We start from the raw sequence: 25,098 nt of genomic DNA, 5'->3' as shown, positions 1-25,098 counted from the left end.
AATTTTACAATATGAAATGTGGAATTGTAGGCCTTCCGAATGTAGGTAAATCAACTCTCTTTAACTGCTTAAGCAACGCTAAAGCTCAATCTGCAAACTATCCTTTCTGTACGATAGAACCGAACCTGGGGACGGTATCTGTACCGGATCAGAGACTTTTTGAACTTGAAAAAATAGTTAATCCAGAAAGAGTATTGCCGGCTGTAGTTGAAATTGTTGACATTGCAGGTCTTGTAAAAGGAGCCAGCAAAGGAGAAGGATTGGGAAACCAGTTTCTTGCCAACATCCGTGAGTGTGAAGCAATTATCCATGTTTTAAGATGTTTTGATAATGGTAACATTATCCACGTTGAAGGTTCTGTAGACCCAATGAGAGATAAAGAAATTATCGACATCGAATTACAGCTTAAGGACCTTGAAACAGTTGGAAAAGCTGTTGAAAAAGCTAAAAAATTCATCAAATCCGGAAAGAAAGATGATATTCTTGTTTATGAAACTCTTCAAAATCTTGAGAAATTCATCGAGGACGGGAAAAATGCAAGAGAATTTCCGGTAAATGATTTAACACAGCCTATTATCGACGATATTCAGCTTTTAACCAAAAAGCCTGTACTATATGTTTGCAACGTAGACGAAAACTCTATTAAAAACGGAAACGAATGGATAGAAAAAATCGATGCGATGGCTAAAAACGAAGGAGCGGAGACTGTTGTTTTAGCAGCACAGATCGAAGCAGATATCAATGAACTGGAAACATTTGAAGAAAGAGAAATCTTCCTTGAAGAATTGGGGCTTGAAGAGCCCGGAGTAAACCGTCTGATCAGAAAAGCTTACGATTTATTAAAACTTCAGACCTATTTTACAGCGGGTGTAAAAGAGGTAAGAGCATGGACAATAGGTCAGGGATGGACAGCTCCACAAGCTGCCGGAGTGATCCACACAGACTTCGAAAAAGGATTCATCCGTGCAGAAGTAATCAAGTATAATGATTATATCACTTATGGTTCCGAAGTGAAAATTAAAGAAGCTGGGAAACTTTCTGTTGAAGGTAAAGAATATATCGTTCAGGATGGTGACATCATGCACTTTAGATTCAACGTATAAGAATATATTAAAGTTAGTTATAATAGAAAAACGCTTCAGGGATTATCTCTGAGCGTTTTTTCTTAGTAAAATAAAAACCACCCTTATGCAGAGTGGCTTTTTTTAATTCTTTATTAAGGCTCTATTCCAGGTCTGCATTGCAGCTGTGCACAGCTTATTGATATTTTTTTGCAGCCTCCGGTCATAGGATCAATACAGTCCAGTAATCCTCCGGTAATACTTCTTAATTGCTTTTTGTTCAGTTTTTTGCCTTTCGGTAAATCTTGATTTTTCATTGTTTTGATTTTTAGTGGGTTAGTTTGAAAACTAAGGTAAGGAAAATATGTATATGTATATCACTTTATGAAGAAAAAAGTAAAATATTTTTTCATTTTCAAATTCTGTTAACTTTGTACATTTGAATTTTACAAACAGTCAGTTATGGAAAAGATCGCTCATGCATCCCTTGAAGACTTCTATAAGGAGATGGCCGCCAAATTGGGAAAAGATCTTGAAAGTATTTTCCCGAAAGGACTTCATAAAGATATAGGACATTTTAATGTATTTGATATCAGACAGACTATCGAAAGAGTGAAAACCACTTCAGAAATGCCTTACAACAGGCGAAAATATTACAAAATAAGCCTGATCAGGGGACAGAACAGGGCAGAATATGCGGACAAAATCATAGCTATCAAAAAGAATGCTTTATTATTTGCTACCCCTAAAGTTCCATACCATTGGGTGCCGGAAGATCCTGACCAGTCGGGAAGTTTCTGTGTCTTTACAGAAGACTTTTTCATTAAGGCACAATCCCGGTTCTCATTGGAAGACCTGCCGATTTTTCAGCCGGGGAATATTCCACTGTTCGAGATTGAGGATGATCTGGCGGACGAAATAGAAATTCTTTTCACAAAAATAAAACAGGAAATAGCTTCCGATTATATTTTCAAATACGACTTAATCAGGAACTATGTCTTGGAGCTGATCCATTACGGACAAAAACTGCAGCCTGCTGCAAAGCTTTCTGCCTCAAATGATGCCTCATTACGGATAGTGTCATTATTTATAGAGCTTTTAGAAAGACAGTTTCCAATTGAATCTTCAGATCAGAGATTACAGCTGAAAACGGCAAAAGATTATGCTGACAGACTGGCCGTTCATGTGAATTATTTAAATAAAAAATTAAAAGAAAGCACCGGAAAAACAACCACCGAACTTATTGCTGACCGTATGATTCAGGAAGCTAAAATTCTTTTAAGACAAACCAAATGGAACGTTTCCGAAATTTCGTATGCGCTGGGTTTTGAGGAAATAGCCCATTTTTCCAACTTTTTCAAAAGAAAGACATCATTTACCCCAATGCAATTTCGTACATGATTTGAATCTTGCAAATTTCAGATTGATTCAGGTAAACATTTCTTCTGCAGAATTTTCCAACTTTGTATCATTAAAATAAATAATATAAAAACGATGAATACAAAAACAAAAATTGCATTAATCACGGGCGGAAGCCGTGGACTTGGAAAAAATGCAGCTCTTAAGATTGCCCAAAAAGGATTAGACGTTATTATTACTTATAAAAACAGCAGTGAAAAAGCCGATGCTGTAGTCAACGAAATAAAAGCATTAGGCCAAAATGCAGCAGCTTACCAATTGGATACCAGAGATGTAAAAAGCTTCGATTCATTTGTGAAAAATATCACCGACCATCTGAAAACCGAAACAGGCAACCCAAACATCGATTTCCTGATCAACAATGCAGGAACAGCCTTATATGCTCCCATTATGGAAACTACTGAGGAACAGCTTGATGACATTGTCAATGTTCATTTTAAAGGGGTCTTCTTTCTGACACAGAAAATGCTTCCTTTCATTAATGACGGCGGTGGAATTATTAATATTTCATCAGGACTGGCAAGATTTGCTCTCCCGGGATCTTCTGTTTACGGTTCTATGAAGGCAGGTGTAGAAATGCTGACAAAATATATGGCAAAAGAACTCGGATCCCGTAAAATCAAAGCGAATGTTATAGCGCCGGGAGCCATTGAAACAGATTTTGGAGGCGGAAGAACAAGAGATGACCAGAATGTAAATTCAATGATTTCTAACATTACAGCATTGGGGAGAGCTGGACTTCCGGATGACATCGGAGGGGTAGTGGCATTCCTGTGTACCGAAGATGCAGGCTGGATCAACGGACAGAGAATAGAAGCTTCCGGCGGCATGTTTTTATAGGTGGCTGTTAAGTGATAAAGACGTAAAAAGGCAAATTCGCGGATAAGCAAGTTTGTCTTTTTTGCCATTTAAAAACAGCATATCCATCTAAAGCCTGGAAAGGTTCTCTATAGCTCTTTCCAGTGTTTCCTGCTTTTTTGCAAAACATAAGCGGATCACGTGGTCATTCCTTTTATTTTTATAGAATGGCGAAAAAGGAACACTTGCCACCTTATGATTGATCGTCAGTTCCGAAGCGAAATCAAAATCATTTTTATCGGATATTTTATCATAGGTAAGAGCTTGGAAATAGGTTCCTTCGCAGTCAAGAAGCCCGAAGGATGTTCCAGCAAGACCTTTTCTTAAAAAGTCTCTTTTTTCCTGAAAGAACTGACCCAAATTATTGTAATGATCCTCATTTTTCATGTAAGCTGCCAGTGCCAACTGGATAGGAGTATTAACGGAGAAGACATTGAACTGGTGGATTTTTCTGAACTCATTTGTCAGCGCTTTTGGAGCAGCACAATAGCCGATTTTCCAGCCCGTAACATGAAACAGCTTTCCAAATGAGGCTACCAGAAGAGTTCTTTCCTTTAGTTCCGGATATCTGGCGATGCTCAGATGCTGCTTTCCGTCAAAAACAATATTTTCATAGACTTCATCACTTAAAATAAGAATGGAAGTATCTTTTACAATTTTGATCAGTTCCTGCAGATCATTTTCTTTTAAAATTTTCCCGGAAGGATTATTGGGATTATTGATGATGATCATTTTGGTTTTATCGCTGACCAGGTTTCGTACTTCCGTCCAGTCGATCGCATAATCCGGGGCTTTCATCTCAAATCGCTTTACAACTCCGCCGAACAGCTCTACAGTAGGCTCATAGCAATCGTAGGCCGGTTCAAAAATGATCACTTCATCATCTTTTTTAACGAAAGTGGCTACCGCAGTGAAAATTGCCTGAGTTCCACCCGCAGTTACTGTAACCTCTGAATCTGGATGATATATAGCCTGATGGCTGTTTTCAATTTTTCTGGTAATTTCTTCCTTTAAAGTAATCATTCCACCCATTGGAGCATATTGGTTAAACCCTTTTTTAATGAAATAATCTACATGATCCAGCAGCTCATGATCCGGCATAAAATCCGGGAACCCCTGTGAAAGGTTGATGGCCTCATTTTCGTTGGCGAGCTGTGTCATTTGGCTGAAAATGGTAGTTCCTACATTTGAAAGCTTGGATAATGGAAGTTGTATCATTAAAAGAATTTTTTTCTTACTTCGAATTTAATTCATTTTTTGTAATCAGAAACAGAAATTCCATAAAAAAGACTGTCTTTCCAAGAACAGTCTTTGAAGTTGCAGCATTCTGTGAAAGTCTATTTTGAAATCAGCAGTTTCTGGGAACTCGTGGTATGTTCAGATTTAACTTCAACAATGTAGGCACCTTGTACCAGCTTCTCAATATTCAGGGTAAGGGTCTGGGAGCCGCTGTTGGGGATTTCAGATTTTTCAAGCACTACTTTTCCTGAAAAATCCATCAGTCTTCATGCCATGGTATAGGTACTTCCCGGATTGTTTGGATTATAAGCGGAAAAAAGGTAAAGAGGTTTACCGTCAAGATAATAATCAGGATTAACGGTGAACTGCATTTTTTGTAATGCTCTGTTAGAATCTGAATTAATAACTCTGACGTTTTTCAGATAAGCAAAATCATTCAGAAAAAGGGCAATAAAAATTTCTCCGTTTGCTAAAGGAAGGCATGAAGGGCTTCAATATTTTTAAAACCTTGCTTGTTGTTGAAATGCTTAAATTCTTTACCGTCAAAACGGAATAATCCATTATCACTTCCTACCCATAAAAATCCGGCAGCATCCTGATTGAGAGAGTAGGTAATTATTCAGGCCATCCCCATCGTTATAATTGACCATTCCGGAGATCTGGGCAAAAAGCAATGAGGACAACAATATAAAAAAAGAATAGATGAAAAAGTATAATTTTTCACTATTTACTGAATAATATGGTGAATATATAATTGATTAATAATGCAACATAAGCTGGAGAATGTTGCATGGAAACCTATGTTTGGGTGATTTTATACCTTTATTTTTTAAAAAAGCAGCAGAAACTTTTAAAGTTTCTGCTGCCCGTGAATATTTGTGTTTTATATGTTTAGCTTTAAAAAAAGATGAATTATGTTTTCATCAGTTAATTTTTAATTAATTTATGAACCGCACTATATCCTTTAGTGTCCTGAATTGTAACGAAGTAAACGCCTGTATGCAGTTTACTTATATTTAGTGTTATGGAATTTTTTCCTGCCTCTGTCTTATGGGAATAATCCATTACTGTTTTTCCCTGCATATCAGTAACCGTGATCTTTACCGTAGTTTTGTATTCAGAATCCATTGTTAATGTGATATCATCTTTTGCCGGGTTTGGAACCATTGTTGACTGGACTGTATTAATACTTGCTTTTGGAATAGTAGGACTTGGCGGAGTATCTTCCATTCCGAAATTTTCAGAATCTCCATTGTTTTTTAGCATTTGTGCCGCATTCCAGAAATAGTTTTGCATAAACCCGTTATTTCCCCTGTAAAATAATTTGTTACCGGGACCTACGCCTATTGAGCCCGCTACATTATTGGCATTGGGAGCCTGCCAGCTGGTTTCAACCCAGTCATGAATCCAGGTATTATTGTTACTGCGATAATATAGATGCATTTTCCCGTCAGTACCACGGTAAAAAATCTGATTACCTTCTCCTGCACTTACATCCCCGTACACATTGGCATCATTGCTTGTGCCCAGCCATTCATGTTGCCAGGAATTAGAGCTCCAGTAATACCTGTGCATCTTATTGTCTGCACCACGATAATAAACCGTATTGTTATTGTTTTTATCAATACTGATAGCCCCCGGAGCGGAATGGATATTGTAACCGGAAGAGGCGTTACTTCCGGCAGGGTCCACATAGGCATGTACCCAGGCATTGTTCCCCCAGTAATACATCTGTAGTTTTCCGTCCCCGCCCCTGTAAAATACCTGGGTTCCCTGGCTACCCACCACAATATCACCATCAATTTTCGTATTGTTATTAATGCTTCCTGAGATAACCCCATGCTGCCATGCATTATTACTCCAGTAATAAATATGCATTTTATTGTCTGTACCACGGTAGTATACTTCATTATTGACGTCTCCCAACGCAAGACTGTGTGGAGAGCTGTGAACGGAGCCTCCCAGAACGCCATGCTGCCAGTTATTATTGGCCCAGTACATGGTATGTATGCTTCCATTGGTGCTTCTATAGAACACCTGGTTACCGAGACCTACAGCTATATCCCCATTAACCAGATCTGAAGCTGAGCTGGTAGGCTGGATGGTCCCATGCTGCCAGCCTGCAATATTCCAGTAATACATCTGTATCTGATTATTGGGTGCTCTGTAAAATATCTGATTACCGAGCCCCACATGAACTACATCATATTGGCCGTTATGGACTTTTCTGGTATTGGTATTCTGCGGAAATTTGAAATGTCTCCACCCGGCAGGAATAAGACCCTGTATGGATATCTGATTGGTGTTATTGGGATCCAGATGGTCTCGAAGCCTTTGGCTTGCTGCTCCATAATTCCAGGATGCTGATAAGCGGCTGAAGTAAGAAATATTGTCAGGAGGACAGTAGTATTTTTTAACCGGGGCAAAAGGAAAATTACTTTTATAATAGCTGTTGGTTGCTGTTAAATTTCCTATAATTTTTCCGTCCTGATTAAATAAAGGTGAGCCTGATGAACCTCCTTCTATCGACCCGTTATCAGGATGTGATTCCCACAATGTGTTGGATTGGAATGTTCTTGTAAGTGTAGGGGTAATTGTTATATCAATAGGATTTGGATTTGGAATCAATGGCTGATCATCAAATGTTATTTTTTTAGGATTCCCCTGGGGATGGTGGATCGCAATACCCCTGTCGGGATTATCACCAGATCTGTCCCATCCGGGAAAATAGGCCTTATAAGAAGATGGGATTCTGTCATTCAGCTGAAGAAGCAGCATGTCGGAATAGTCATTAGAGCTTATCCGGGTAGCTCCTGATATTTTAATAACATCATCGTTTTTTCTGTAATCTGACTTGGGTCCGTCACACTCTTCCTTCTCATGGTTAAAATAGAAAACGCTGTTCGCCGGATTACCCAATATACCATAACAATGCGCGGCAGATAAAAACAAAGGCTTCCCGTTAAGAGCGGTATTGTTTACGAGAGAGCCTGAGCAAAGTCCTGTACCTCCCACGGCAATAAGCGCAACTCCTCTTTTATGGGTTTGCCATTCGCTGGCAATAGCACAGTTGATATCATTGTGACAGTCTAAAATTTTCTTTGGTTTTTCCGTACTGCTTGCCAAATCAAATACATCCAGGAAATCATGAGATACATTACCTATGGTGAAATATGGTGCTCCTTCTTTATAGCTGCTGTCTTTAATAGCCAGTTCTACAATGATACTGCTTCCGGGAATCAGCTCGGTGGGAAATATGCCGCTCTCCGTATTGTAGGTTTTGGTAACAGGACCCACAACGTAGCTCATATCTTCGTTATAAAGGAAAAGACTAGTGTCATCCGGAAGACGCATATTTTTGAATATCAGCATCATGGAATAGGCGTCTTTTGAGGTGATCCTGTACCGCCATACGTGGAGGTCATTCACTTTTTCCCATTGGCCGGAATTTGTAGTTGTGATTTCAGTTTCAAATTTTTTGGCAAAAATCAAAGGAACTGATTGATCGCCAAAATCGTTTTCCTGTAGCGTTTCCTGAATACTGAAAGAAGGACATACAAAAGTTTTGATGTCGGTGCTCAAACCATCATAAACGGTTGTTGTAGGATTCAGAAGTGCTTCCTGTGCTGATAATACATTTCCCATTAATACAAATAGGATCAGGGGAATATTTTTTTTCAAAAGAATATATGGTATTTTCATAGTTATCATTTAAATTAATACTTATGGAGTTGAATAATCCGACTAAGAATAACCAGATTATTTTTTAAAACATACATTCCAGTCAGCAGACTGGAATGTATGTTTTAAATGATCATTATTTAGGCTCCACCCACGGAAGTCCATTCCACGGCATTGTGTAGATAGCGGGAATTCCACCAATGGGTTGTTGTGGATTTTGACAGATAGGGGGTTGAGGAGGCTGAATTGCCCCCGGACCACTTGGTGTAATAAAAGCTGTTCCACCTACAACGGAATTCATTTGCTTTTTCTTAAGTACTTTTCCTGTGATTTTTTTCATGATAATTTTTTTAGTTGATTAACATGACGAAAATAGAGAAGAGTGTTAACAAAAAACAGATATAACTAATAAGTGCGGGGGCTGGGTCAGTAAATGCGACAAGAGTATTTTAATCCGTATTTCCAATTTTATGAAGGAAATCATTTTTTCGACGGAATGAAACGTCAAGAACAGAGCCGTCACTCATAACAACCTGCCCGCCCCGGCCTTTGATATATTCCTGAAGATGATCCACATTAATAAGATGTTTATGATGTATCCTGAAAAAATTAAGCTCGGGAAGTGCCTGTTCAAATTCATGAAGAGTCCTGGAAACCATTATTTTGGTTTTATTGGTAAGATAAAAGGTAGTATAACTGGAATCTGCTTCACAGCGGATAATATCGGCAATACCTACGACTTTAAATCCCTGCAGTGTAGAAAGAATGATTTTATTGTCCTGCCACGGATTATTGTTTGCAGGCTGTATTTTTTTTATATTTTCCAGTGCTTTGTTGACTGCAATGGTAAAATCAATTTTTTTAATAGGTTTTAAAAGATAATCGGTAGCTCCGTTTTTAATAGCCTGAATGGCAAAATTCTCAAAAGCTGTAATGAAGATAATTTGAGAGGACAGTTCTTTAAATTTAGCAAGCAAATCAAAAGCGGTACCATCACTCAGCCGGATATCCAGAAACAAAATGTCCGGTGAGTTTTTGGTAAGGTAAATGTAAGCTTCTTCCACACTTGAAGCCTCGAAACTTATTTCAAGCTCGGGAAATTCTTTTTTCAGCAGTAAGGAAATATAATCTCTTCCATGCTTCTCATCATCAATGATGCAAATTTGTGTTTTCGTTTTCATATGGTGTTATATAAAGTTTTATTTGTGTTCCATGCTTTCCGTATTTTTCAGAAAGATTAATGATTTCTAAAATAATATTGGTTTCGAAGAGCTGTTTGAAGGTTTCAATTCTTTTTTGGGACAATTTTAATCCAAAAGAATTATTCCCGGCGAAAGATTCATTTTTGGTTCTGATCCCGTCACCATTATCTTCAATCGTAATGCAGAGGGTAGAATCTGTATGGTCAAAAGATATTTTAATAAAACCTTTTCGGTTCTTCAAACCGGAAATCCCATGTTTTATGGCGTTCTCTACAAAAGGTTGAATTAATAATGAGGGAATTATCCAGCTCCTGTTTACTTGTTCAGAGATATGTATTTCATAATCAAACAGTTCATTTTGACGAAGTTTTTCCATATCCATATATAAAAAGAGATATTCTGCTTCGTCTCTTATAGGCATGAAAGTTTGTTCCGAATAATAAAGTGTTTTTCTGATGAGCTGAGAAAATGTATCCAGATAATTTTCCGTTTCCTCATAATCCTCTTTGAACAGCAGATATTTAATAGAATTAAGGCAGTTATAAATAAAATGAGGGTTGATTTGCGCCTTGATGGCCTGAAGTTCCAGTTCCGCAATCTTTTTTTCATGATAAAACTTTTCCAGTTTTTTATTACGTTTTTTTTGCAGATAGGAATTGATGATGGCTGATAATACTATTACTATAATTCCAGCAATTAATAGCTTAAACCACCAGGCCTGCCAGAATTTCGGCTTGATCTCAAAAGCCAGATCAGAAGAGATGTAAGACTGCTTTCCGTTGTAGCCTAAGCCGTAAACCCTGAAAACGTATTTTCCCGGAGGAAGGGAATTGAATATGATAGTAGGAGAGCTGCTTACCCGCCAAGATTCATCGAGTCCTTCAATCTTGTATTTATAACTTATCTTTCCCTGCGATGAATAATCAAGAAAGCTGAGGTTAAAAGTGATTGGATTATCCGTATAGCCGGTCAGATTTTCATTCAGATTCGAATGTTCATTATTTCTAATGGTTACCGAATTTATAATGACCTTTTTATGAATAAATTTTTCCTGAGCCAGAAGCTTTTTTATAGAAAATATTCCCAACCCTTTAGAGGTGCCAATGAAAATAGTGTCGTTTCTTATTACACAATCCGCGACAGCATTGGATGGCAATCCGTCGGTTTGGGTGAAATTATTAATTAAAATATTATTTTTTGTTAGTTCAATTCTGGATATCCCCGAATTGGTGCTTGCCCAGAAAGTATTTGTATTCTCTACCGTTATTTTTTTAATCTGCTCATTGATTAAACCATTCCTTTTTTCAATTTTTTTCAAAATGCCCTTATCGTTGAAAATAATGATTCCGTTGAGGTTTGTTGCTCCCAGATAAACATTGGGCTTTAATTGTTTGATATCCGTAAAATAATATCCCTTTAAAAATAAAGTCTTTCTTTTAGTTCTGATATTAAACTTATATAGATCACTGAAATTGCCTATAAATAAATTTTCTTTAGTGTAGGGTAATGCTGTATATATCCTTTCTGCAAGAATACTGGTTGTTTTTTTGCTTTTTAGATCATATACCATCAGGTTGCCGGCTGTGCAGAAAAGAACAGAGTCCCGGGTATAGGGAACGATGTTTTTTAAAGTATAGTTCAGTTTTGTACTTCTGCTTTTAGAAAGATCATAAATAACAATTTTAGTTGAAAGCCCGAAAATGGATATGGTATGGTTGATGTAGATCGATTTGTTTTCATCCTTATTGTCTTTATCTAAAGTGATATCCTGCATTTTACCATTCTTATAAATAATAGCTCCATAAGAATTATTGTAGCCCAAAATAATGTTTTGATCATCTTTTGCGATTGCTTTGATATATTCGGAGTTACTTTTTACGGATAAATTGATATGGTTAGTAAAAAGAGCTTTGGTTATAAAAAAGACACCGCTGTTCCTCGAATTGAACCAGACATTATCATCTTCATCTACAAGAACATGATTGATGACATGGTTACTTAATATTTTTACAGGTGGAGCCAGATTTTTTTTATTTTCAAGTAGTGATTGGTTGAAATATAATACACCGCCATTTTGAAGATTGAGCCACAGCTTATTGTTTTTATCAATAACACCGTAGAAAACATTCTCCTTTGTATCGTAAGAATAAATTTTCTTTATATGAAATGCATCAGCCCGTTGATAGATATTAATTTTCCCGTTATTTTGAAAGACAAAAAAATCATCTTTCTCACAGATAACCTCTCCTTTATCTATCTTGATTTTCCTTTCCTTCCCGTGGATAAGGTTATGAATTAAAATTTCGCCTTTCTCAAAATCACCTAAATACAGATTCTTTGTCCGGAAATCAAACTGTAAGGTTCCCAGATCTCTATTTTTATAATCTATAGCAATGGGAGTCTTTTTTACTTTACCATTCTCGTAGACGAAAATATTCTGCGGATTGTGGTTGCTGTAGAGATAAAGCTTGTTTACATCACGTGTGATTTTCGGGATTGAGCTTGAAAACTGGTTTTTCAAATAATCATTAATATTCAGATTGATCACCCGTCCGTTTTTCAGATAAGCAAAATCATTCAGAAAAGGAAGTATAAAAACTTCCCCATTAGGCAAAGGTTCGCAGGAAATGATATCAATGTTTTTCAAGCCTTCTGACTTTCCATATTGTTTAAATTCCTTTCCGTCAAACCTGAACAACCCGTTATCGCTGCCTATCCAGATAAAACCGTTTTGATCCTGTCTCAAACGATAGGTATAAGAGCTGTTCAGACCATCTTCTTCAGTATAATTGACCATCCCGGGGATCTGTCCGGAAAATGAACTGGAAGATAATAAAATCAAAGAAAATGAGAGAAGAATAAGTAAGCTTTTCACACGATATTGAATAATATTGTAAATATATAATTTGATTAATAATACTGCAATATTTAAGGTTGAATATTGAAAAAAAAGGAATCGAAAAAATTCGGATAATTTTGTACAATTTCGTACTTTTGTATGTTTGCTGAAATCATATATGTCACAAGAAATAAATCCAATCTACTCCGAAGATAATATCAGAACCCTCGACTGGCAGGAACACATCCGTCTGCGCCCCGGAATGTACATAGGGAAACTCGGAGACGGCTCCTCTGCGGACGATGGTATTTACATTCTGCTTAAAGAAATTCTGGACAACTCTATTGATGAGTTCAGAATGAAAGCAGGGAAAAGAATTGAAATAAAAGTGGACGACGGTAAAGTCAGTATCCGTGACTTTGGCCGAGGAATTCCATTGGGAAAGGTTGTAGATGCCGTTTCCAAAATGAATACGGGAGGGAAGTACGACAGCAAAGCCTTCAAGAAATCTGTAGGGCTAAACGGGGTTGGTACTAAAGCTGTTAATGCTCTTTCAGAGTATTTCCGCGTAAGGTCTTTCCGTGAAGGAAAAATGAAGATGGCGGAATTTTCCAGAGGACTGATTACGGAAAACCATGAAGAAAAAGATACTTCAGACCGAAACGGAACGGAAATTTCCTTTGTTCCTGACGGAGAGATCTTCCTTCATTTCAAATACAGGAAAGAATATATAGAAAAAATGCTGCGCAACTATGCGTACCTGAATCCCGGGCTGAAAATAATTTTCAACGGAGAGACCTATTATTCTGAAAACGGGCTTAAAGATCTTTTGGAAGAGGAAATGGAGAACGAAATTCTGTACTCCATCATTCACCTGAAAGATACCGATATAGAGCTGGCCATTACGCATTCTGACAAATCACAGACAGAAACCTATTTTTCTTTCGTGAACGGACAGAATACCACACAGGGTGGAACACACCTTAATGCCTTCCGTGAAGCCTATGTTAAGACAATCCGTGAGTTTTTTAATAAAAACTTTGATGCTTCAGATATCAGAAAATCTATCATTGCAGCCATTTCTATCAATGTAGAAGAACCTGTATTCGAATCCCAGACCAAAACCAAGCTGGGATCCAATGATATGGGGCCAAGCGGACCTACCGTAAGGACTTTTATCATTGATTTTCTGAAAAGCAAACTCGATAATTTCCTGCATAAAAACCCTGAAATTGCCGAAGCGATCCAAAGAAAAATCCTTATCTCCGAAAGAGAAAGGAAAGAACTTTCAGGAATTCAGAAGCTTGCAAGAGAAAGAGCCAAAAAAGTATCCCTTCACAATAAGAAGCTACGTGATTGCAGGCAGCATTACAACGATCAGAAGAATGAAAGAAAAGGGGAGACCCAAATCTTCATTACCGAGGGGGATTCTGCTTCCGGATCCATCACCAAATCAAGGGATGTAGAAACCCAGGCGGTATTCTCGCTGAAAGGTAAACCTTTGAACTGCTATGGACTGACTAAAAAAGTAGTATACGAGAATGAAGAGTTCAACCTTCTTCAGGCTGCTTTGAATATTGAAGAAAGTCTTGAAGATTTGAGATACAACCAGGTAATTATATCTACCGATGCCGATGTGGATGGTATGCATATCCGTCTTCTGATGATTACATTTTTCCTTCAGTTTTTCCCTGATCTGATTAAAAATGGACACCTTTATATTCTTCAGACCCCATTGTTCAGGGTGAGAAATAAAAAAGAGACAAGATACTGCTACACCGAAATGGAAAGAATAAAAGCTTTGAACGAACTTGGGAAAAACCCTGAAATCACCCGATTTAAAGGGCTTGGAGAGATTTCACCCGATGAGTTCAAACATTTTATCGGGAAAGATATCCGTCTGGAGCCTGTAGTAATAGGTAAAGACCAGACAATAGATCAGCTGCTTGAATTTTATATGGGTAAAAATACACCGGACAGGCAGGTGTTTATCCTTGAAAATCTTGTAGTGGAAGATCCGGATATTGATAAAAAAGAAACTTTGGATGAAGTAGCAAACTAAAAATTAAACCAATAAACACAAATATTACAAATGAGACTCAGCAACCGCAACAAAGCTTCGGTTTACAATTTTGTACATACATTACTGATAATGATGGTCATATTTGGAATTGCAGCATTTTTGTTAAATGAATACAGGTTTCATGCTGTAGGAAAAGAAAGTTATATTCTTCTTATTGTTCCGGTCATACTAATGGTGATTTTTCACCTGAATGGCAGACAAATATTTGAATATGACAGTGATGGAGAAGCCCTGAATTTTAAGAACAGAAATATTATTCCTTTTTTGGACAGACCTCTTCATGATGAATTTCCAAAATATAAACTGATCAAGTATGAGATCGTTAGTATTTTTTTTGTCAAAAGGCTATACATTACTATCTCAAGCAAAACCAGTGGTTCTACTATCCTCAAATATGAAATATCTTATTTGAGACAAAAAGAAGTAAATGATTTAAAACTCTCTCTTAATAAAGTAGTAAAAACTAATGAAGAGAAAAACGATTAAAAACAGATGACGACAGAAGAAAACTCGCACGAAGGTGAGAGCTTGAAAAAAGTCTCAGGACTTTATAAAGACTGGTTTCTGGACTATGCTTCCTATGTAATTCTGGATAGAGCGATTCCTTCCGTCTATGATGGGCTAAAGCCCGTTCAGAGAAGGATTATGCACTCTATGCGGGAGCTGGAGGACGGCCGTTACAATAAAGTAGCCAATATCGTAGGAAATACCATGAAATACCATCCTCACGGGGATGCTTCCATTACGGATGCCATGGTACAGATTGGCCAGAAAGAACTTTTGATAGATACCCAGGGAAACTGGGGGAATATCTATACCGGAGACTCAGCAGCGGCGGCAAGATATATCGAGGCCAGGCTGACCCCTTTCGCGCTGGAAGTGGTCTTTAACCCCAAAACGACAGAATGGGCAAAATCCTATGACGGCAGAAATAATGAGCCTATTGATCTTCCCGTAAAATTCCCGTTACTGCTTGCACAGGGAGTAGAAGGAATTGGTGTGGGACTTTCTACAAAAATTCTTCCCCATAATTTCAATGAGCTTATCAATGCATCTGTTGCTTATTTAAAAGGAAAGAAATTTGAACTGTTTCCCGACTTTATGACTGCGGGTTACCTTGATGTGTCCGAATACAATGACGGACACAGGGGTGGTAAGGTAAGGGCCAGAGCCAGAATTACCCAGACTGATAAGCATACGCTGGTAATTTCAGAGCTTCCTTTTTCAAAAAATACAGGCGATCTGATAGACTCTATCCTGAAGGCTAATGAAAAAGGGAAAATCAAGATCAAAAAGATTGAAGACAATACTTCTGATACCGTAGAGATTCTTGTCCATCTTCATAACGATGTGTCACCGGACAAAACCATAGATGCGCTCTATGCATTTACAGACTGCCAGGTAACCATCTCTCCGAATGCATGCGTGATCGTAGGTGATAAACCAATGTTCATGAAGGTTTCCGATATCCTGAAAATGAATACGGAACACACCGTTTCATTGCTTAAGAAAGAGCTTGAAATTGAGCTTCACGAACTTCAGGAAAGCTGGCATTTCTCTTCTTTGGAAAGGATCTTTATCGAGAACAGGATCTATCATGATATTGAGGAGGTAAAGACCTGGGAGGATGTTATTAAAACCATTGACGAAGGATTGAAGCCTCATACCAAACACCTTTTAAGAGCAGTAACAGAAGAGGATATTTTAAAACTTACTGAGATCAGAATCAAAAGGATTTCAAGATTTGATTTAGATAAATTTAAAGAAAATATAGCTGCCCTTGAAGGCAAAATAGAGCAGGTAAAACATCACCTTGCCAACCTGATCGCTTATGCCATTGAGTATTATTTAAATATTCAGAAGAAATACGGAAAAGATAAGCAGAGAAAAACAGAGCTTAGGATTTTTGATACTATTGATGCCACAAAAGTAGCAGTAGCCAATGAAAAGTTCTATGCCAATTTTGAAGAAGGATTTATAGGGACTTCACTGAAAAAAGACCAGTACCTTTTTGACTGTTCGGATATTGATGATATCATCATATTCAGAAAAGACGGAACGATGAAGGTTGTAAAGGTGGATGCCAAAACATTCGTAGGAAAAGATATCCTGCATGTTGCCATATGGAAGAAAAACGATAAAAGAACAGTCTACAATATGATCTACCGTGAAGGCAGGGATGGACCCTATTATATGAAACGTTTTTCTGTAACGGCGGTGACAAGGAATACGGATTATCCGCTGGCTTCTGATAAAAAAGGTTCCGAAACCCTGTATTTCTCGGCCAATCCTAACGGGGAAGCGGAAACAGTAACCGTCCTTTTAAAACCAAATCCAAGAATCAGAAAAAATAAAATGGAAATTGATTTCTCTGAACTTGCTATCAAAGGAAGAGATTCTAAAGGAAATCTGGTGACCAAATATTCCGTGAAAAAGGTGGATTTGAAGGAAGAAGGCGTTTCTACGCTGGCTCCCAGAAAAATCTGGTTTGATGATACGGTAAGAAGACTGAATGCCGATGCGAGAGGGACTCTTTTAGGTAGTTTTAAAGGAGATGATAAAATTCTGACAATCAATACCAATGGCGAGGTGAAGCTGGTGTCTTTCGACCTTGGAAACCGTTTCGATGATGAATATCTGGTGCTGGAAAAATGGAAGCCGCAACAGCCGGTAACCTGCATTTACTACGACGGAGAAAAGGAAATGTATTTTATCAAGAGATTCCTTCTGGAAAATACAGCTAATATACAGACCTTTATGCCCTCTGAACACCCGAAATCATTTATTGAAAATGTAATCGTAGCAGACGGTGCCTCAGCAGAAATCATTTTTGCTAAAGATAAAGGCAAAGACCGTGACCCGGAAAACATACAGATTGACGAGTTCATTGCCGTAAAAGGAATAAAGGCAATTGGAAACCAGTTCACAAAATTTAAAGTAAAAACAATCAATATCAGTATTCCTGAGCCTGTAGAAGAAGAACCGGAAGTTTACGAGGAACCGGAAACAGGTGACGGTATTGTAGATGATGACCGGACTGTCATCGGGGATCTGTTTGAAAACGGAGAACCAGAAAATTAAGAATTAAAATTATGAGTACAATTGTTCTAGTTATTATGGCGGTTACATGTATTATTAGCTACTTTGGGTTAAATAATACGGCTTTATTTGAGAAATATAAATTTAATGTAGGCGCAATTACCAACCGTAAAGAATATGTAAGGCTTATCAGTTCAGCATTTTTACATGCAGATTTTATGCATTTATTTTTCAATATGCTTTCTTTATATTTCTTTCAGGGTGTTGTGACTTCATTTTTTGGAAATATAGGCTTTGTGATTATTTATTTTGGATCAATGATTCTTGGAAATTTATTCAGTCTGATGATTTATAAAAAGCAGCCATGGTACTCCGCTATCGGAGCATCTGGAGCTGTTTCAGGAATTATTTTTGCTTCTATTGCAATGGCTCCCAATGAGATTAGTGTCAATTTCTTACCCGGATGGTTATTTGGAACACTGTATTTTGGATATTCTGTCTATATGATGTTGAATCCTAAACAATGGGATAATCTAGGACATGCTGCTCATTTAGGGGGTGCATTCTTTGGACTTGTCTATTCTATTGCACTTCATCCCCAACAAGCTATGAGCAATGTTCTCTATTTAGGAGCTATGTCACTTCCGCTGATCTATCTGGGCTACGAAATTTTCGTCAGGAAGAGAATAGGATAAAAGATTTATATTTAATCAAAATATCAAGACCAATGAACACATCAGAATTAAACCACTTCATCGTTGTATTAATCTATGGTTCATTGGTTTTGCTTTCTTTACTGAAACTCTCCAATCCGCTGCGGGTAAACAGGAAGGCCAACTTCTGGTTTGGGATATTTCTTTTTCTATGGTCAAGTTTCTGGCTGGATGAGATCCTTACTTTAGTGAACGGTGTTCCGGTAGAGGTGCATTCCATCATTTCCGTCCAGATGATCCAGTTTCTGACGCCCATTATGTTCTATTTCAGTGTGTTATTTTACACCAATCCTGCATTTAAATTTAAAATTTCAGACCTGAAATACCTTATTCTGCCTGTTATTTTTTGGATCAATATTCTGTTACAGCGTTTGGGTGGATTTGATGATCATACTGTTTTTTATTTTGTTTTTATCGGCTTAATTCTTTTTCAGACCTTATTTTATACCAGTCTTTCCTATTTCACTATCCGGAAGCACAAAAAAAGGATCCAGCAGTTTTCAGCGAATACGGAAGGTATTAATCTGAACTGGCTGGAATATATTGCCGTTATTATTTTCATCATCAACATTGTCTACGTAGTTTATCATTTATTCTATGATTCCACTGCCCTGAATTTTTTCATTAACGGAGCTTTTCTGCTGGTTATTTATTTTGTTGGATACTATTCTTTAAAACAAAAAGAAATTTATCCCCTGGAAGAAAAGCAGCGTGATGAATTGATTTCTATTGATGAAGATCCCCTGACAGAAGAAGTAAAGAAAAAGCTGCTCCCCGATGAAGAACTGCTGAAAATCAAAAGTCAGCTGGAAGAAATCATGGATAAGCAAAAGCCCTATCTGGACAGCGAGCTGAACCTGATCCGGCTTTCCGAACTGTTGTCTATTTCTACACACCATCTGTCGTATGTGATTAATACCGGATTTAAAAAGAACTTTTTCCAATATGTAAATGAATACAGAATTGAGTATGCCAAGAAACTTCTTAAAGACCCTCAGAGCAAACTGTCAATTTTAGGAACCGCCTACGAATCCGGATTCAATTCCAAAACTTCTTTTAATACCACTTTTAAAAAGCTGACAGATCAGACTCCTTCCGAGTATAAAAATGGTTCAGGTTTATAAATTTTAACGTTCTAATTTAATTAATTATTTGCTTTTCAGTATATTGTGTAAATTTGTTTTTAATTTTAAAATAGGTTCACTCAGATAATCCTGAACATTCAAAGATACTTTTCAGGGTAGCTTTGTATCATAAAATTGTTTTATGGATATCAAAGAATCATATGCTGTAATAACGGGTGCAAGTCAGGGTTTGGGAAAAGCATTTGCAGAAAATCTGGCCAGCAAGAATATCAATGTTGTTCTGGTAAGCCTTCCGGGTCAGCAGCTTGAAGAACTGTCCCAACAGCTTGAAGAGACTTATAAGATCCGGGCGCCCTATTATGAAACAGATCTTTCGGTGAATGAAAATGTATTGAAACTTACCGAATGGCTGAACCGGTCTTTTGAAATTCATATCCTGATCAATAATGCCGGGCTTGGAGGCACGAAGAAATTTGTAGATGCATCGCCATCTTATATTAATACCATTTTACAGGTCAATGTAGCCGCCACTTCACTCATCACCCATCAGCTGCTGCCCAATCTGCTAAGACAGCCCAAAGCCTATATTCTGAATGTATCAAGTATGGCTGCTTTTTCACCCATAGGTTTCAAAACGGTATATCCGGCTTCCAAAACCTTTATCCATTCATTTTCAAGAGGACTTCATGAAGAACTGAAGGACACTAATGTTTTTGTAAGCGTTGTGAACCCCGGAGCGATGAAAACCAATATCGATGTCTGCAAACGAATTGAAAAGCAGGGTGTTTTAGGAAAGCTTACCCTCCTGGATCCGAACAAAGTGGCAGCTTACTGCATCAGACAACTTTTCAAAAAAGATTCCGTTATTATGGTGAATCCCATAAGCTGGCTGATCATGATGATCCTGCCGATATGGATTAAACTGCCTCTGATGACCAGTGCCATTAAAAAAGAAATAGAAGCATGAAAAAAGTTTTCGTGACCGGAGCCACAGGGCTTCTGGGGACTAATACCATTATTAAATTATTACAGTATGATTATTATGTTACTGCTCTGGTGCGCAAGAAAAGCAGTTGGATGGGCGAAGAAAATGAAAATCTCAGATTGATAGAAGGGGATCTCTTTTCGGATATTTCAGAGCATCTGCATGGGGTAGATGCCGTGATTCATATTGCTGCGGAAACCAGCCAGGCTCTGCTGCATTATAAAGATTATAAAAAGACGAATTATGATGCTGTAGTTCATCTGTTTGCTCAAACTGTATCAGCCAGAGCAGGAAAATTTTTGTTCGTGAGTACGGCCAATACTTTAGGCTATGGAAATCCTGTTGCCTTGGGAAATGAAAAAGCTCCGCAACTGTATCCTTTTACCTGTTCATACTATGCCCAAAGCAAACTGGAAACAGAGAATTACCTTTTGCGACAGAACAGGGAAACAAAAGTGATGATTGTAAACCCTACTTTTATGATCGGGGCTTACGACCATAAGCCGAGTTCGGGCAAAATTATCTTTTGGGCATGGAAAAAGAAGTTTGTATTTTATCCAAAAGGCGGGAAAAACTTTGTGCATGCCGAAGACGTGGCGGAAGGAATTATAAAAGCAATTGAAAATGGTAAAAATGGCGAAAAATACCTGCTGGCTAATGAAAATCTGACTTACAAAGAGTTTTTCAGAAAAGTGAATACTATCACAAAACAGGCTCCTGTTATGATCCCAATTCCAAACTCAGGACTTGTGGTGCTCGGAATAATAGGAGATGTACTGAGAAAACTGAAGATAAAGACCAGCCTGAGTTCTCCTAATATGAAAGCTTTAAGAATCAATAATTATTACTCCAATAGGAAATCTTCAGAAGATTTGGAAGTCAGGTATCAGACTGTTGATAAGGCAGTTAAAGATGCAATCCATTTTTTTGAAAGGAAAAATATGAATCTGAAACAGGTAGAAAGAAAAATTAACTAGAATATATACTGTTCTGTTCATCCATCTGCTTCATCAGATCAAATTGTTAATCACATCTTTGCTTTCTTTAATAAACACTAACGGTAAACCTTTGCGTTAAAAATATTCCCACAGATCCGTGTTGTTTTTAGGTTTATAAAAGAGCAGATGGATATTTTTTAAAATAATTGTCAGTTTCCCAGCCTTTCCAAAGCATTTTCAAGTGTTTCAGTGAAATTAATATGTTTTGTTTTATTGCTTTCGAAAATGAAATCTCTGATGCTTTTGCTTTGATACTTTTCAAAATCCCCTACAATGGCAAGGCTCATGCGGTAATTAGAGAATTTTTGTAGAATATCACCTGCTATTTTTGTTTTCAGATCAAAGAATTCAGGAGTGAGATTCTTCTCATAAATAATCAGCTTATCGAAACCCTGATAATAAATATTTCCAAGAAGATCCAGTCCGTCCTGAGCAGACTGGATAATGATGTCAGCGGAAATAATTTCGGCTATTTTAGTTTCATTGACAGAATGTGCGATAATTTCCATAATTTAATTTTATTTCTTTCCAACAATAAAGCGGTCATTTTCAGATAAATCTTTGATCAGTTGAACTTCAGAAAAATATCCGGTATACAATTCAAGGGTTTCGGGTCCAAGTTTCTGATTGATTTCCAAAAATAAAAAACCATTGTCTTTCAGGTATTGTTTGGCATCTTCTGCGATTTTCCTGTAGAAGATCAAAGCATCTTTAACAGGAGAGAAGAGGGCCATTTTGGGTTCAAATTCCTTGACAGAATCAGCGATCTCGGTTTCTTCTTCAATTCCTATATAAGGAGGATTGGAAATAATAATATCATAACTTTCCGTTAATTCAAAGCTCAGATAATCTGCATGAATAAAGTTGATTTCCAGCTGATGATGTTCTGCATTTCGCTTAGCCGTTTTCAATGCTTTTTCCGATAAATCAATGGACGTAATTTTCGCTCCGGGAAAATGTTTTTTTAAAACCAATGGAATTATACCGCTTCCGGTTCCGATATCCAGAATCTTTAAACCCTGAACATTTAATTCTGAACTTTGAATGGTATGAATTGCCATCTCAAGCAGTTCCTCAGTTTCAGGACGCGGGATAAGGACATGCTCATCCACAAAAAAAGGCATGCCATAAAACTCGGTTTCTCCAAGGATTTGTTGATAAGGTCTTCCGGTTTTTAAGTCGGAAACAGCCTGGATAAGCTGCTTTTCATCATCAATGAGAAGTTCCTGATCCGAAAGTCTTCTCTGCTGAAACGAGTCAAAGCCTGTAATTTTCTGTATAAAAACACTGCATAAAAAGGTACTTTCCGAATCGTTATAAAGCTCGGAAAGCTCAGTTTTAAAATATTTTTTGAATGCTGATATCGTCATTTATCTTGTGAAAACCAGTTTAGTGTCCGTAGATTTTTCTTCATCAATCAGGTAACCCTCATAATTGAATGCCTTTACGTCATTCAGGGTTTTGGCGTTAGTTTCCGCACAGAACTTTACCATAAGACCTCTTGCATGCTTGGTATAAACAACAATAGTTTTCAGTTTTCCGTCTTTTAATTCATAGAAATCAAAATCGATGACTTTATGGTTTAGTTTTTTCCTGTCAATCACTTTCCCGTACTCGTTGCTGGCCAGGTGAAGAAGAATTTCACCTTTTTTCATTTCGGAGTTCAGCTGTTCTGTGATCTTTTCTCTCCAGAATTCATATAGGTTTTTGTATTGATCGAATTCAAAATGACGCCCCATTTCCAACCTGTAAAGCATTACTTTATCAGACGGCTTCAGCAGACCATATAATCCGGAAAGCATCCTGTAATTTTTCTGTAAATAGTCAACAGCATTTTTATCCAGGGTTTTTGCATCCAGCCCTCTGTAAACCTCTCCTGTAAAAGCAAATAGAGCAGGAGCAGACTCTTTTGCCGTTGGTTTCGCCTTCCATTTCTGGTTTCTTTCCCAGTTCTCATCGGCCAGCTTAGGTGATATTTCCATTAATTCCGAAAGATATTTCGGAGATTTGTGCTTCAGATAAGACTGGATGAATGCAGCCTCTTCGATGAATTTTGGAGTGGTTGATCTCAATAAGTCGGTTGAATTCTCAACGTTCATCAGTTTCGCTGGAGAAGTTATAATTTTCATAATGTTTAGAGTACAGATAAATGTTTAGTATCAATTAAATTCATGATCATCACAGCCACAAAGTCGTACATGAAATGACAGATGATTAAAATTTTAATGTTTGAATATTGTTTATAAAACATAGCAAAAACGGTTCCGATAAAAAAAGGTACGACTACCTGTCCGATTGTTCCATAAGTGCTGTGTAGAATTCCAAATAATAGGGCGGAAATGAAAATACCACAATATTGATTATTGTATATTCTTTCAATTCTTGGCTGAATGTATCCTCTCATAAGAAGTTCTTCTACCACTCCGGCAGTAAGGCATATAAAGATCATCAGCAGATAATTATTTTTAAAAGCAGAAGAGATCTGAACCATTTTGCTGCTCATGCCTTCCTGAATCAAAAGCTGGATAATTATACCAATGACGGAAGTTCCTATAAGACAGGTAAAATATAAACGGATTACTGACCTGGTATAGAATGATACAGTATATTTCTTTTCTTTCCATAGCAGGAAAGGATTTTTTTCTACAAAAAAATTATAAAGAAAAACAAAAAAAAGAACTATCCAAAGAACAATCCTTGTATAAAAAAAATTAACGGATGTAATTCCTTTTGTACCTGTAATTAAGTAAATAAGCGGCAATGCATAAAGCATTGCTGCGGCAAGAAGCACAAAGGTAAAAAGAATTCCCAGTGCGTATTTACCATACAAACTCATAATCCAAATGATCGGCTGACTGCTTCTGATTAAATAATTCCTTTTCCCTGGCGGATGATTTCCGGTTCTCCTGAGGTAAGATCCACAATAGTGGAAGCTACATTGTCACCATATCCGGAATCAATGACAATATCTACCAGATGATCATACTTTTCAGCGATCAGTTCAGGATCTGTGGAATATTCAATGATCTCGTCGTCATCCTTTATAGAGGTTGAAGCAATTGGATGACCCAGTTTTTCCACAATAAGCTGCGGAATCGGATGATCGGGAACACGGATACCAATGGTTTTATGATTTTTATACGCCAAAGGAAGGCTTTTGTTGGCATCCAGGATAAAGGTAAAAGGTCCGGGAAGGTGACTTTTCAGAAACCTGAAGACAGAGGTGTCAATAGGTCTTGTAAAATCTGAAAGATGACTCAGATCATTACAGATAATCGAGAACTGAGACTTTTCCAGCTTGATTTTTTTGAGTTGGGCCAGCTTTTCCATGGCTTTTATATCAAAAATATTACATCCCAGAGCATAGATCGTATCAGAAGGATAGATAATCAGTCCGCCGTTTTGTAAGGTTTTAATAACCTCATTCACAAGATTTTCCTGAGGGTTATCAGGGTAAATTTTCAGTATTTTTGCCATAAAACAAAGATACAAATAATAAAATAGTTTTCATAAAAGTCCTTTATTTAAAAGAAAAATTAGGATTTTCAAAAAATAGCCGTATCTTTGCACTCACAATATCGCGGGATGGAGCAGTAGGTAGCTCGTCGGGCTCATAACCCGAAGGTCATCGGTTCGAGTCCGGTTCCCGCTACTAAGCTAAGTGCTTTCGGTAAGCACTCTAAAGATACACCGCGGGATGGAGCAGTAGGTAGCTCGTCGGGCTCATAACCCGAAGGTCATCGGTTCGAGTCCGGTTCCCGCTACTAAGATAAGTGCTTTCGGTAAGCACTCTAAAGATACACCGCGGGATGGAGCAGTAGGTAGCTCGTCGGGCTCATAACCCGAAGGTCATCGGTTCGAGTCCGGTTCCCGCTACTAAATTAAATAGAAACCTG

Annotated in this window: 22 protein-coding genes and 3 tRNA genes; 13 read left to right on the top strand and 12 right to left on the bottom strand. The window is 37.5% G+C overall.

The genetic code is table 11. The features are described from left to right. Positions 1–11 precede the first annotated feature (11 nt). Entirely contained in the window at positions 12–1,103 is a 1,092-nt protein-coding gene (ychF, locus tag DRF60_RS02540; RefSeq protein WP_111958334.1) for a redox-regulated ATPase YchF, read from the top strand. A gap of 113 nt (positions 1,104–1,216) precedes the next feature. Here the strand turns inward: ychF and DRF60_RS02535 are convergent, their stop codons facing one another. After that, complete coding sequence (locus DRF60_RS02535; RefSeq protein ID WP_116010566.1) at positions 1,217–1,378, bottom strand: bacteriocin; 162 nt, start codon at positions 1,376–1,378, stop codon at positions 1,217–1,219. Between the two features lie 145 nt (positions 1,379–1,523). Here DRF60_RS02535 and DRF60_RS02530 point away from each other — a divergent pair, with 145 nt between their 5' ends. Both DRF60_RS02530 and DRF60_RS02525 read left to right on the top strand, forming a co-directional pair. Then, on the top strand, positions 1,524–2,462 hold the full coding sequence (locus DRF60_RS02530; protein ID WP_116010565.1) for a helix-turn-helix domain-containing protein: 939 nt from the start codon (positions 1,524–1,526) through the stop codon (positions 2,460–2,462). Between the two features lie 93 nt (positions 2,463–2,555). Beyond that, complete coding sequence (locus tag DRF60_RS02525) at positions 2,556–3,320, top strand: SDR family NAD(P)-dependent oxidoreductase (protein WP_116010564.1); 765 nt, start codon at positions 2,556–2,558, stop codon at positions 3,318–3,320. A gap of 87 nt (positions 3,321–3,407) precedes the next feature. Here the strand turns inward: DRF60_RS02525 and DRF60_RS02520 are convergent, their stop codons facing one another. The 6 genes from DRF60_RS02520 to DRF60_RS02495 form a co-directional block, all read right to left on the bottom strand. Further along, complete coding sequence (locus tag DRF60_RS02520; RefSeq protein ID WP_116010563.1) at positions 3,408–4,556, bottom strand: methionine aminotransferase; 1,149 nt, start codon at positions 4,554–4,556, stop codon at positions 3,408–3,410. Between the two features lie 119 nt (positions 4,557–4,675). Continuing rightward, on the bottom strand, positions 4,676–4,837 hold the full coding sequence (locus tag DRF60_RS02515) for a T9SS type A sorting domain-containing protein (protein ID WP_116010562.1): 162 nt from the start codon (positions 4,835–4,837) through the stop codon (positions 4,676–4,678). 667 nt (positions 4,838–5,504) lie between these two features. Beyond that, a complete protein-coding gene (locus tag DRF60_RS02510; RefSeq protein WP_157967918.1) occupies positions 5,505–8,279 on the bottom strand; it encodes a T9SS type A sorting domain-containing protein in 2,775 nt (924 codons plus the stop codon). A gap of 115 nt (positions 8,280–8,394) precedes the next feature. After that, complete coding sequence (locus DRF60_RS02505; protein ID WP_116010560.1) at positions 8,395–8,598, bottom strand: hypothetical protein; 204 nt, start codon at positions 8,596–8,598, stop codon at positions 8,395–8,397. Positions 8,599–8,707: 109 nt separating this feature from the next. Then, positions 8,708–9,439 (bottom strand): LytR/AlgR family response regulator transcription factor, encoded by a 732-nt coding sequence (locus DRF60_RS02500; RefSeq protein ID WP_116010559.1) that lies wholly within the window; start codon positions 9,437–9,439, stop codon positions 8,708–8,710. Next, complete coding sequence (locus tag DRF60_RS02495; protein ID WP_116010558.1) at positions 9,408–12,335, bottom strand: sensor histidine kinase; 2,928 nt, start codon at positions 12,333–12,335, stop codon at positions 9,408–9,410. The genes DRF60_RS02500 and DRF60_RS02495 overlap by 32 nt, the downstream gene beginning before the upstream one ends. Before the next feature lie 142 nt (positions 12,336–12,477). On the opposite strand from DRF60_RS02495, the gene DRF60_RS02490 reads away from it, so the two are divergent. The 7 genes from DRF60_RS02490 (at position 12,478) to DRF60_RS02460 (ending at position 21,181) form a co-directional block, all read left to right on the top strand. Further along, positions 12,478–14,361 carry a DNA topoisomerase IV subunit B gene (locus tag DRF60_RS02490; RefSeq protein ID WP_116010557.1) on the top strand — a complete coding sequence of 628 codons (1,884 nt, stop codon included), beginning with the start codon at positions 12,478–12,480 and terminating at the stop codon, positions 14,359–14,361. 90 nt (positions 14,362–14,451) lie between these two features. Continuing rightward, positions 14,452–14,868: a hypothetical protein gene (locus tag DRF60_RS02485; RefSeq protein WP_238639974.1), complete on the top strand. Its 417-nt coding sequence runs from the start codon at positions 14,452–14,454 to the stop codon at positions 14,866–14,868. Between the two features lie 6 nt (positions 14,869–14,874). Continuing rightward, the gene (locus tag DRF60_RS02480; protein WP_116010555.1) at positions 14,875–17,463 is read left to right on the top strand and encodes a DNA gyrase/topoisomerase IV subunit A; all 2,589 of its coding nucleotides are present in this window, start codon (positions 14,875–14,877) and stop codon (positions 17,461–17,463) included. Positions 17,464–17,474: 11 nt separating this feature from the next. After that, a complete protein-coding gene (locus DRF60_RS02475) occupies positions 17,475–18,116 on the top strand; it encodes a rhomboid family intramembrane serine protease (protein WP_116010554.1) in 642 nt (213 codons plus the stop codon). Between the two features lie 32 nt (positions 18,117–18,148). Continuing rightward, positions 18,149–19,258: a helix-turn-helix domain-containing protein gene (locus tag DRF60_RS02470; RefSeq protein ID WP_116010553.1), complete on the top strand. Its 1,110-nt coding sequence runs from the start codon at positions 18,149–18,151 to the stop codon at positions 19,256–19,258. 142 nt (positions 19,259–19,400) lie between these two features. Continuing rightward, entirely contained in the window at positions 19,401–20,186 is a 786-nt protein-coding gene (locus tag DRF60_RS02465; RefSeq protein ID WP_116010552.1) for an SDR family NAD(P)-dependent oxidoreductase, read from the top strand. Then, on the top strand, positions 20,183–21,181 hold the full coding sequence (locus DRF60_RS02460) for an NAD-dependent epimerase/dehydratase family protein (protein ID WP_116010551.1): 999 nt from the start codon (positions 20,183–20,185) through the stop codon (positions 21,179–21,181). Before DRF60_RS02465 ends, DRF60_RS02460 begins: the two co-directional genes overlap by 4 nt. Before the next feature lie 170 nt (positions 21,182–21,351). Here DRF60_RS02460 and DRF60_RS02455 read toward each other — a convergent pair whose 3' ends face one another. Genes DRF60_RS02455 through DRF60_RS02435 form a run of 5 tightly spaced genes read right to left on the bottom strand, consistent with a single transcriptional unit; the run spans position 21,352 to position 24,679 of the window. Further along, positions 21,352–21,711 carry a DUF4180 domain-containing protein gene (locus tag DRF60_RS02455; RefSeq protein ID WP_116010550.1) on the bottom strand — a complete coding sequence of 120 codons (360 nt, stop codon included), beginning with the start codon at positions 21,709–21,711 and terminating at the stop codon, positions 21,352–21,354. 9 nt (positions 21,712–21,720) lie between these two features. After that, complete coding sequence (gene prmC, locus DRF60_RS02450; RefSeq protein WP_116010549.1) at positions 21,721–22,572, bottom strand: peptide chain release factor N(5)-glutamine methyltransferase; 852 nt, start codon at positions 22,570–22,572, stop codon at positions 21,721–21,723. Then, a complete protein-coding gene (gene yaaA / locus DRF60_RS02445; protein ID WP_116010548.1) occupies positions 22,573–23,331 on the bottom strand; it encodes a peroxide stress protein YaaA in 759 nt (252 codons plus the stop codon). 5 nt (positions 23,332–23,336) lie between these two features. Continuing rightward, on the bottom strand, positions 23,337–24,038 hold the full coding sequence (locus DRF60_RS02440) for a CPBP family intramembrane glutamic endopeptidase (protein ID WP_116010547.1): 702 nt from the start codon (positions 24,036–24,038) through the stop codon (positions 23,337–23,339). Between the two features lie 29 nt (positions 24,039–24,067). After that, positions 24,068–24,679: an L-threonylcarbamoyladenylate synthase gene (locus DRF60_RS02435; RefSeq protein ID WP_116010546.1), complete on the bottom strand. Its 612-nt coding sequence runs from the start codon at positions 24,677–24,679 to the stop codon at positions 24,068–24,070. A 102-nt stretch (positions 24,680–24,781) separates the two neighbouring features. Between DRF60_RS02435 and DRF60_RS02430 the strand changes: the two genes are divergently transcribed. From DRF60_RS02430 to DRF60_RS02420, 3 genes are all read left to right on the top strand, one after another. Further along, a tRNA-Met gene (locus DRF60_RS02430) sits at positions 24,782–24,854 on the top strand. Between the two features lie 39 nt (positions 24,855–24,893). Next, a tRNA-Met gene (locus DRF60_RS02425) sits at positions 24,894–24,966 on the top strand. A gap of 39 nt (positions 24,967–25,005) precedes the next feature. Next, positions 25,006–25,078, top strand: a tRNA-Met gene (locus tag DRF60_RS02420). The last annotated feature ends 20 nt before the right edge of the window (positions 25,079–25,098 follow it).

Source organism: Chryseobacterium elymi, from assembly GCF_003385495.1.
Taxonomy (GTDB): Bacteria; Bacteroidota; Bacteroidia; order Flavobacteriales; family Weeksellaceae; genus Chryseobacterium; species Chryseobacterium elymi.
Note: the sequence above shows the minus strand (reverse complement) of the source record. Positions and strands in the feature narration are given on the sequence as shown.